Annotated in this window: 7 protein-coding genes and 1 pseudogene; 7 read left to right on the top strand and 1 reads right to left on the bottom strand. The window is 60.2% G+C overall.

Going from position 1 to position 8,550, the window contains the following annotated elements:
- The 6 genes and pseudogenes from CKO41_RS17375 to CKO41_RS17350 all read left to right on the top strand — a co-directional run.
- Nucleotides 1-221: pseudogene (locus CKO41_RS17375) on the top strand (ISNCY family transposase); the annotation flags it as partial.
- 502 nt (nucleotides 222-723) lie between these two features.
- Nucleotides 724-2,115, top strand: coding sequence for an ATP-binding protein (locus tag CKO41_RS19045; protein ID WP_200383183.1), 1,392 nt, complete (start codon nucleotides 724-726; stop codon nucleotides 2,113-2,115).
- 111 nt (nucleotides 2,116-2,226) lie between these two features.
- Nucleotides 2,227-3,114, top strand: a complete 888-nt coding sequence (locus CKO41_RS17365; protein ID WP_200383182.1) for a hypothetical protein — start codon at nucleotides 2,227-2,229, stop codon at nucleotides 3,112-3,114.
- 106 nt (nucleotides 3,115-3,220) lie between these two features.
- Nucleotides 3,221-3,475 (top strand): DUF4160 domain-containing protein, encoded by a 255-nt coding sequence (locus tag CKO41_RS17360; RefSeq protein WP_200383181.1) that lies wholly within the window; start codon nucleotides 3,221-3,223, stop codon nucleotides 3,473-3,475.
- Nucleotides 3,476-3,477: 2 nt separating this feature from the next.
- On the top strand, nucleotides 3,478-3,720 hold the full coding sequence (locus CKO41_RS17355) for a DUF2442 domain-containing protein (protein WP_200383180.1): 243 nt from the start codon (nucleotides 3,478-3,480) through the stop codon (nucleotides 3,718-3,720).
- A gap of 399 nt (nucleotides 3,721-4,119) precedes the next feature.
- A complete protein-coding gene (locus CKO41_RS17350; RefSeq protein WP_200383179.1) occupies nucleotides 4,120-4,293 on the top strand; it encodes a hypothetical protein in 174 nt (57 codons plus the stop codon).
- Nucleotides 4,294-4,500: 207 nt separating this feature from the next.
- Here CKO41_RS17350 and CKO41_RS17345 read toward each other — a convergent pair whose 3' ends face one another.
- Nucleotides 4,501-7,452: a ribonucleoside-diphosphate reductase subunit alpha gene (locus CKO41_RS17345; protein ID WP_200383178.1), complete on the bottom strand. Its 2,952-nt coding sequence runs from the start codon at nucleotides 7,450-7,452 to the stop codon at nucleotides 4,501-4,503.
- A 317-nt stretch (nucleotides 7,453-7,769) separates the two neighbouring features.
- Between CKO41_RS17345 and CKO41_RS17340 the strand changes: the two genes are divergently transcribed.
- Nucleotides 7,770-8,513 (top strand): c-type cytochrome, encoded by a 744-nt coding sequence (locus CKO41_RS17340; protein WP_200254896.1) that lies wholly within the window; start codon nucleotides 7,770-7,772, stop codon nucleotides 8,511-8,513.
- Nucleotides 8,514-8,550 lie beyond the last annotated feature (37 nt).

Raw genomic sequence — 8,550 nt, 5'->3', positions numbered from 1 at the left:
CGCGCTTTCAGCGCCTGCGCCGGCGCCACTCGGCGGTGGAGTCGGCGATCAATGCGCTGGAGGCCCACGGCCTGGACCGCTGCCCGGATCACGGCCTCGACGGCTTCATGCGCTACGTCGCCTTGGCGGTGGTGGCGCGCAACCTCCATCGCCTCGGGGCGATCCTGCTGGCCAACGACAAGGCAGAGGCCGAGCGGCGCCGACGAAAACGCGCCGCCTGAGCGCCTCGCGCGGGCCATCGGGGCCGATCCGAGGGACAGGTCTGTCCAATGGACGCGGAAGATGAAAATAATTCCCATCGCCGCCCCGTATTCCTCGCTGACGGCCTCGAACCGAATGAAAATCCACCCCCGCGGCGGCATGAGGCGAGCGGATTTTTTGAATTCAAAGGGGTTTTCTTCCAGGCACCAGCTAACAAGCCAAACCCAGCCGACGCTCGTACCTCGCGCGGCTGATTTGCGGCGTTAGGATTCAAGATATGAGAAAGACCGGGGTCAAAAAGACCGGGGCCACAAAAAGACCGGGGCCACAAAAAGACCGGGGCCAAGTCTTGCAATCGCGCAATGCGTGATTGCAAGACTTGACCCCGTAGCTGCGCTCCCGCAGGAGTCGCCTGCCCAAAGCTCGGAGCGGTTTTTTATTGCCCTGCCAGGGGCGGCTTAGCTTATCGTTGGGCGCCGAACTAACAGAGCATCGACGCACGTAATGCCGACGGAGAAATAGGTGAAAGAGAGGGAATTAAGCGAGAACGAGGTCTCTGACTTCGGACAAAGGGAGGAGTCACACTTCTTCGACAATAAGTCAAGCGCTATCAGCGGAAAGGGCGTTCAGAAGATCGCCGTGGCCTTTGCCAACGCTGACGGTGGCGAATTTGTTGTTGGTATCAAAGACGCGAAAGAGGAGCCGAATCCAGCCGCCCGTTGGGACGGAGCCCAGGCTGTCGAAGACCTAAATTTCGTCTTCCAGAATCTTCTCCAGACTTCGCCACAAGTACCCCATCAAGTAGAGATCTTGAGAAGAGGCGACAGAACCGTCGCCGCGAGAGTCTACGTAGAAAAAAGCGAAAGCGTCCACCGCACCTCCGCAGGAATCGTTTATGTTCGCAGGGGAGCGCAATCGCTGCCCGTGACAAGTCACGATGAAATTCAGGCTCTTTCCTATGCTAAAGGAGAGTCTTCCTACGAAGATACAATAGTCAGCTGCGCTACTGCTGAGGACATTTTTGAAACTGATGAAATGCGGTCGTTTTTGAACGATTATTCTCCGGCAAGTGACCCAATTGATTTCACAATTAATCAAAACCTAGTCGATCGTCGCTCTTATGATCCGCGAACGGCAGGCGTTCTCCTCTTTAGCGACAACCCAGTTCCATTACTTCCGCGCCGTTGTGGTATAAAGATCTCCAGATACGAAACCGACTTAGAAACCCCCGAACGGGAGCACCTGAAGGACCAGCACACCATTGAAGGCCCTCTGTACAGGCAAATTCATATAGCGGCAGGTACAATTACAAACATGATGGAAGCCGTCCGCGTCATGGGTCCTGCCGGGCTTGTTGCGGCGAAGTATCCGCCGGAAACGATATGGGAAATATTGGTTAACGCCGTCATTCATAGAGATTACTCAATTTCCGATGACATTCATGTTCTGATCTATAACAACCGCATTGAAATTATAAGCCCAGGGCGGCTTCCAGGCTATGTCACCGTTGAGAACATTCTCGATTCCAGATTCTCTAGGAAATCAAAGATCGTCCGAACGTTAAACAAGTATAAGAATGCCCCAAACCGAGATATGGGCGAGGGACTAAACACGGCATTTCAAAGAATGGAAGAATTTCGACTTGAGGCGCCTCGAATCTCCGAAAGAAATAACAGCGTGTCGGTTGTCATTCCGCACACGCCCCTCGCCTCCCCCCAAGAACGCGTAATGGAGTTCTTGGAACATAATAAGACGATCAAGAATCGCCAAGGCAGAGAGATAACCGGCATCAAATCAGAAAACTCAATGAAGCGAGTTTTTTATGATCTGCGTGACAAGAATATGATCGAGCCCGTCTATAGCGCTAACGGACGCCGCATCGTGGCTTGGAAGAAGTGCGACGAACGACGTTAACAACTCGCCCAACAAGGGCATACAGCCGACCGCAAAAAGCGCCGCTCGTTCCTCGCTCTGCCTTTTGCGGCCGGCTGATGCGTGACGTTAAATGCATCAAGGGAAACCTGAATGGTCAAACTAAAAAGCGACCCGATAACAAAGGAAGATATATCGGAATATTTGGAAAGATTTTCTGATTTTTCGTTTGAGATAAAAGTACTACGCAAACTCTCTTCTCTAGGATTTTCTTGCGAGCATTCGGGCACGTACGAAGATCCCGTTACAAAGAGAACAAGGGAGTTCGATATTCGCGCACGAAAAACATTAATTGAAGAGCAAAACGTTTCTGTTGAACTCAGTCTAAGCGTTGAATGCAAAAATCTAAAAGACAACTTTCCCTTGGTAATACATTGCATGCCTCGGGACGAACATGAGTGCTATTTGGATCTGATTTGGTCTTCTGAGCCACTTAGTTACATTCCAGTTTATGAAAACTCAATGCGCGTTCCCTTGGAAGGTGATAACTGCCCTTATGAGAAACTAACGGCAGTTGGGAAATCAACTGACCAAGTCGGCCGCAAAGAAAGCCAAGGAAGCGATTTGGTAGGAAATGATGGAGATGTCTTTGACAAAATTAGTCAGGCAATTAATTCTTCATACGATTTGCTTGAGGAAGCACATTATGCCTCCACAAAAGAAAAAGACGTAGTTTCATTAGTCATACCAGTTCTTGTTGTTCCAGATAATCGAATATGGTCTGTATGCTATAAAAGAACCGGAGAAATCGAACGTGAACCTACATTAGAGAATAATTTGGAATATTATATTGGAAAAAGCTGGCTTGTAGGAAACTCACCTAATGAGTATCAACGGCGTTATTATTTGTCTCATTTAGAAGTTGTCCAGATCGGAAGCCTGTTTGAAATGGTAAACAAATATACAACATTAACATCTATTTCATCATTTAACGAACTTAACATGAACAGACTCCAAGCACTAGAGAGCCGCGCAATATAGGCATTTAACATTCGCCTCAACCCGACCGGTCAAATCGCTGCCGCGCTTTGGCCGGTCGGGTTAGGCAAGCGTTAGGGCGCTGACACATCCAATACGCTGCACAACCATGCCAGAAATTGCTCGCTTCTACGGAATTGTGATCAGGATGTTCCTGATCGATCGTGAGCATCCACCAAGACACATCCATATCAAGTATGGTGAATATCTTGCTGTCATGGAGCTTGACGATCTTAATATCATAGAGGGTCGACTTCCAAAAAGGTGCCGACAGCTCGTGCGAGAATGGGCTGAGATACACCAGCAGGAACTGATTGAAATGTGGACCACGCAGAATTTCCATCCCATCGAGCCACTGGAGTAAAGATGAAGCTCATTGACTTCGAACAAAAGGCCGGATTCGAGTTTTCGCTGACTTTCGAGAATCGCGAAATCATTATGGTAGACCTTGAGCCCCTTATCGGAAAGCGCATGTCTGCGGAGGATCTTGGCTCGGCAGAAATCGATTCAGAGTGGGGTTGCCTGCAATTTTTAGGTGGTGAAGTGGACATTGAGCCAACCACTTTATATCGTTTCGCGCATGGCGGTTCGAATACACAGGCAGCTTGAAGACAGGAATGTGCCTAACGAATAAGGTTAGATCGTCCGAGCGAAGCGAGCGACGATCTGAACCGTTTGTTGGACGAGCCCGTGGGAGATAGCGGCAAGAGAAGCGGCGGGGCTTGGAAAATATCTCCAGCGAGGTGCGGGGAGGAACGGGTCTGTCGCGTGGATCGAGGCCCGAGGATCCTGGGGCCAACCGCCCGCAGCGGCGGTTTTTGGGGCCATGATGCGCGCACAGAGGGTCAGGGGGACCAAATTGCGCGCGAGCGCGAGGCTCGGCGCGCCGCAGCCGAAGTGCGGAAAGCCGGCTTGGTCGCTGCGCGTTACATGACGAGGGCCTCCCGGGCGATCGGTGTCGGTGTCGGACTCGTGCGCGGCGGCAGATGCGGCTGACCCGGTGATGTCGTGCTCGATGAGCTGTCCGGCACGGGGCTGCCCGCCCCATCCGTGATCCGCACGGCCAAGGTCGCGTGGATCGAGGCCAGGGATGCGACCCGGCTCAGTGGCATCGGCGACGGCGTGCGCGCCGAGGTCCTCGGCCGACTCCGCGGCCACCTCGGCATCGATCCGGCTCGGTGACGCTGTGCGTCATGGAATCGGCGGGGCAAGAATGAATCTAAAAACGGCAGTTGATCGCTTCGTCATGGCATCAAGTCTCTGAAATCGCGAAGAGGCTTTACGTGAGTCCTGCTCACCCGCCCGGCGAAGACCGCTCCGACGCCCGATAGACGGGTACGCGGAGCGTACTCCGCGGATTCCGCCCTCCCGGACTTTTTCCGGCCCAACTCACTGGCAGCTCTCGCAGTCCGGGTCCGTGATCGCGCAGACCTTGGGCGCGGCCTGGCCGTCGCCGTTTCCCTTGCCATGGCCCTTGGTCTTGTCGAGCGCGCGGTAGCTGCCGCCGACGGCGCTCAGGCGGTTGGCCCGGGCCGTGTCGGCCAGCGTCGATTTCTCGACGTGGGTGGCGCCAAGCGAGCGCAGGTAGTAGGTGGTCTTGAGGCCGCGGACCCAGGCGAGCTTGTAGAGGTTGTCGAGCTTGGTGCCGCTCGGCTCGCTCATGTAGAGGTTGAGGCTCTGGGCCTGGTCGAGCCACTTCTGGCGGCGGCTCGCGGCCTCGACGAGCCAGCGCGGATCGATCTCGAAGGCGGTCGCGTAGAGGGCCTTGAGGTCTTCGGGGATGCGCTCGATCGGCTGCACGGAGCCGTCGTAGTACTTGAGGTCGTTGACCATGACGGCGTCCCACAGGCCGCGCGCCGCGAGGTCGGCGACCAGGTAGGGATTGACGACGGTGAACTCCCCGGAGAGGTTCGATTTGACGTACAGGTTCTGGTAGGTCGGCTCGATCGACTGGCTGACCCCGACGATGTTGCTGATGGTCGCGGTCGGGGCGATGGCCAGGCAGTTGGAGTTGCGCATCCCGACCGTGCGCACCCGCTCGCGCAGCGCGTCCCAGTCGAGTCGGCTGGTGGTGTCCATCTGGAGCCAGCCGCCGCGGCCCTCCTCGAGCAGCCGGATGCTGTCGATCGGCAGGATGCCGCGGCTCCAGAGGCTGCCGGCGAAGCTCGGGTAGCGGCCGCGCTCGGCGGCGAGTTCGGTGCTGGCCTCGATCGCGAAGTAGCTCAGGGCCTCCATGCTGGTATCGGCGAAGGCGACGGCCGCCTCGCTGCCATAGGGGATCCGCAGCCGATGCAGCGCATCCTGGAAGCCCATCAGGCCGAGCCCGACCGGGCGGTGGCGCAGGTTGGCGCGGCGCGCCTGCGGGACGCTGTAGAAATTGATGTCGATGACGTTGTCGAGCATCCGCATCGCGGTGCGCACCGTGCCCGCGAGGCGCTCGGTGTCGAGGCCCTCGGCGGTGACGTGGGCGGCCAGGTTGACCGAGCCCAGGTTGCAGACGGCGATCTCCTGATCGTTCGTGTGCAGCGTGATCTCGGTGCAGAGGTTGGAGCTGTGCACGACGCCGACGTGCTGGTTGGTGTAGCGCAGGTTGCAGGGGTCCTTGAACGCGATCCACGGATGGCCGGTCTCGAAGAGCATCGCGAGCATCTTGCGCCACAGGTCGACGGCCTTGATGCGCTTGGCGACCTTCAGCTCGCCGCGCTCGGCGCGGGCCTCGTAGCCGAGATAGGCGACCTCGAAGGCGGCGCCGACCAGATCGTGCAGGTCCGGGGCCTCGTCGGGCGAGAGGAGGGTCCAGTCGCCGTCCTCGGCGACCCGCCGCATGAAGAGGTCCGGCACCCAGTTGGCGGTGTTCATGTCGTGCGTGCGGCGCCGGTCGTCGCCGGTGTTCTTGCGCAGCTCCAGGAACTCCTCGATGTCGATGTGCCAGGTCTCCAGATAGCCGCAGACCGCGCCCTTTCTGCGGCCGCCCTGATTCACGGCCACGGCGGTGTCGTTGGCGACCTTCATGAAGGGCACGACGCCCTGGCTCTTGCCGTTCGTGCCCTTGATGTGGGCACCCAGGCCGCGCACCCGCGTCCAGTCGTTGCCGAGGCCGCCGGCGAATTTCGACAGCAGCGCGTTGTCCTTGATCGCGCCGTAGATGCCGTCGAGGTCGTCGGGCACCGTGGTCAGGTAGCAGGAGGAGAGCTGCGGGCGCAGCGTGCCCGAGTTGAACAGGGTTGGCGTGCTGCTCATGAAGGCGAAGGAGGACAGGAGCTCGTAGAACTCGATCGCCCGCTCCTCGCGCTCGATCTCCTCGATCGCCAGCCCCATCGCGACGCGCATGAAGAAGGCCTGCGGCAATTCGAAGCGGGTGCCGGTCGCGGTGTGGATGAAGTAGCGGTCGTAGAGGGTCTGGAGGCCCAGATAATTGAAGTCGAGGTCGCGCTCGGGGCGTAGCGCCGCGCCGAGGCGCGCCAGGTCGAACTGGGCGAGGCGCGGGTCGAGCAGTTCCAGGTCGATCGCCCGACGGACATAGGCGCCGAAATACTCGCCGTAGCGCCCGGCCAGGTCGGCCTGGGTCTCGATGCCGTCGGCCATCGCCAGGTAGCCCAGGGCCTCGCGGCGCAGGCCGTCGAGCAGCAGGCGGGCGGCGACCCGGCTGTACTGCGGGTCCTGCTCGATCCGTGCCCGGGCGCCCATGATCAGGGCTCGGCCCACATCGGCCTCGGCCACCCCGTCGAACAGGTTGCGCAGCGCATCCTCGAGGATCGCCTGCGGCGCGACGGCCTCGAGCCCCGCGCAGGCCTCGCCGACGAGCCGGGCGAGGCGCTCCTGATCGAGCGGCGCCATCCGGCCGTCGGCCAGCGTGACCCGCAGCGCCGGCGCCTCCGGGGCTGCATGGGCGGCGGCCCGCGCCGAGCGCGCGCGGGCGTGCTCCTCGCGGTAGAGGACATAGGCGCGGGCGACGCGGTGCTCGCCGGCGCGCATCAGCGCGAGTTCGACCTGATCCTGGATGTCCTCGATATGGACGGTGCCACCGTCCGCCAGGCGGCGGGTCAGCGCGCCGACCACCTGCCCCGTCAGCCCCTCGACCCGCTCGTGGACGCGGCTGGAGGCGACCGCCGTGCCACCTTCGACGGCCAAGAAGGCCTTGGTCATCGCGATCGCGATCTTGCCTGGATCGAATCCGGTGACCTGACCGTTGCGGCGGATCACCCGCATGCGCCCCGGTACCTGGAGGATCGGCTCGGGGGGTATCGGCTCGGGCGGTATCGGCGCCGGACGATGGACCTCGGATGATTGGTCCTCGGCACGGTCTTCGTGGCGGGCGACGGATGGGCTGAGCTGGGCCATGAGGTCTCCTTTTCGAGGCGGTCCGGGAAGGTGGCCAGGTCGATCGCAAGGCGCCCGCGCGGGGGCGCGGCAGGGGCCTGGAAGCGAAGGGATCGGCGGCCTGAGGAGACAATATATAGCCGATCGGCAGCAGTCAAACGCAATATATTGTGGTTTTCTCCGGCGCGCCGTTCGAACGCGCACCAGCCCCCCAGCCGCCCGCGCACGTCCGCGGTTGCCACGCGGGCGGGCCTGCGCATACCCTCTTGCCGATACGACAAGAGACCACCGTTGGCGCCGTGATCGCGGTCGCCCAACCGGTGCAAAGGAGGATGGAGATGTTCGAGAAGAGACTGGCCTGGAGCGCCGCGGCCCTGTATCTGGCCGCGGCCTGGGGGAGTTCGGCGGCGCAGACCCCGGCGGAGGTCGCCCACGCCGAGTACGAGGCAGCGATGGCGGCAACGCCAAACGTCGAGAACGGGCGCAAGATCTATCTGATCTGCTCGGTCTGCCACCACCCGGAGGGCTGGGGCACGCCGGATGGCGTCTATCCGCAGATCGCCGGGCAACTGCGCACGGTCATCATCAAGCAGCTTGCCGACATCCGAGCCGGCAACCGCGACAACCCGATGATGTATCCGTTTGCCGTCCCGCGCATCCTCGGCAGCGAACAGGACATCGCCGACGTAGCCGCCTATGTGGCAGGGCTACCGATGACGCCGGAAAACGGGATCGGCCCCGGGCAGGATCTCGCACATGGGGAACAGCTTTTCGCGACCTACTGCGCCGACTGTCACGGCGAGCGGGGCGATGGGGATGCCGAGGACCATATCCCGGCGATCGCCGGCCAGCATTACGCCTATCTGATGCGGCAGTTCGAACTGATCCGACTCGGCCGGCGCAAGAATGCCGATCCGAAGATGGTCGGCCAGATCAAGGACTTCTCGGCACGCGACCAATCGGCCGTGCTCGATTACACCTCTCGACTGCGCCCCCCGGCGAACAAGCTGGCCCCGACCGGCTGGACCAACCCGGACTTCCCCGACCATGTCCGCCCGGAGATGCCCCCGGCTGCTCGGTAACGCCCAGCGGGAAGGCGGTCGGTGCGGCCCGCCCGCC

It is taken from the genome of Thiococcus pfennigii, from assembly GCF_016583835.1.
Classification (GTDB): Bacteria; Pseudomonadota; Gammaproteobacteria; order Chromatiales; family Chromatiaceae; genus Thiococcus; species Thiococcus pfennigii.
Note: the sequence above shows the minus strand (reverse complement) of the source record. Positions and strands in the feature narration are given on the sequence as shown.

Excerpts from the sequence above, each read along its gene's own strand:
- CKO41_RS17365 (WP_200383182.1), top strand. The coding sequence starts at position 2,227 with ATGGTCAAACTAAAAAGCGACCCGATAACAAAGGAAGATATATCGGAA.
- CKO41_RS17360 (WP_200383181.1), top strand. The coding sequence starts at position 3,221 with ATGCCAGAAATTGCTCGCTTCTACGGAATTGTGATCAGGATGTTCCTG.
- CKO41_RS17355 (WP_200383180.1), top strand. The coding sequence starts at position 3,478 with ATGAAGCTCATTGACTTCGAACAAAAGGCCGGATTCGAGTTTTCGCTG.
- CKO41_RS17345 (WP_200383178.1), bottom strand. The coding sequence starts at position 7,452 with ATGGCCCAGCTCAGCCCATCCGTCGCCCGCCACGAAGACCGTGCCGAG.
- CKO41_RS17340 (WP_200254896.1), top strand. The coding sequence starts at position 7,770 with ATGTTCGAGAAGAGACTGGCCTGGAGCGCCGCGGCCCTGTATCTGGCC.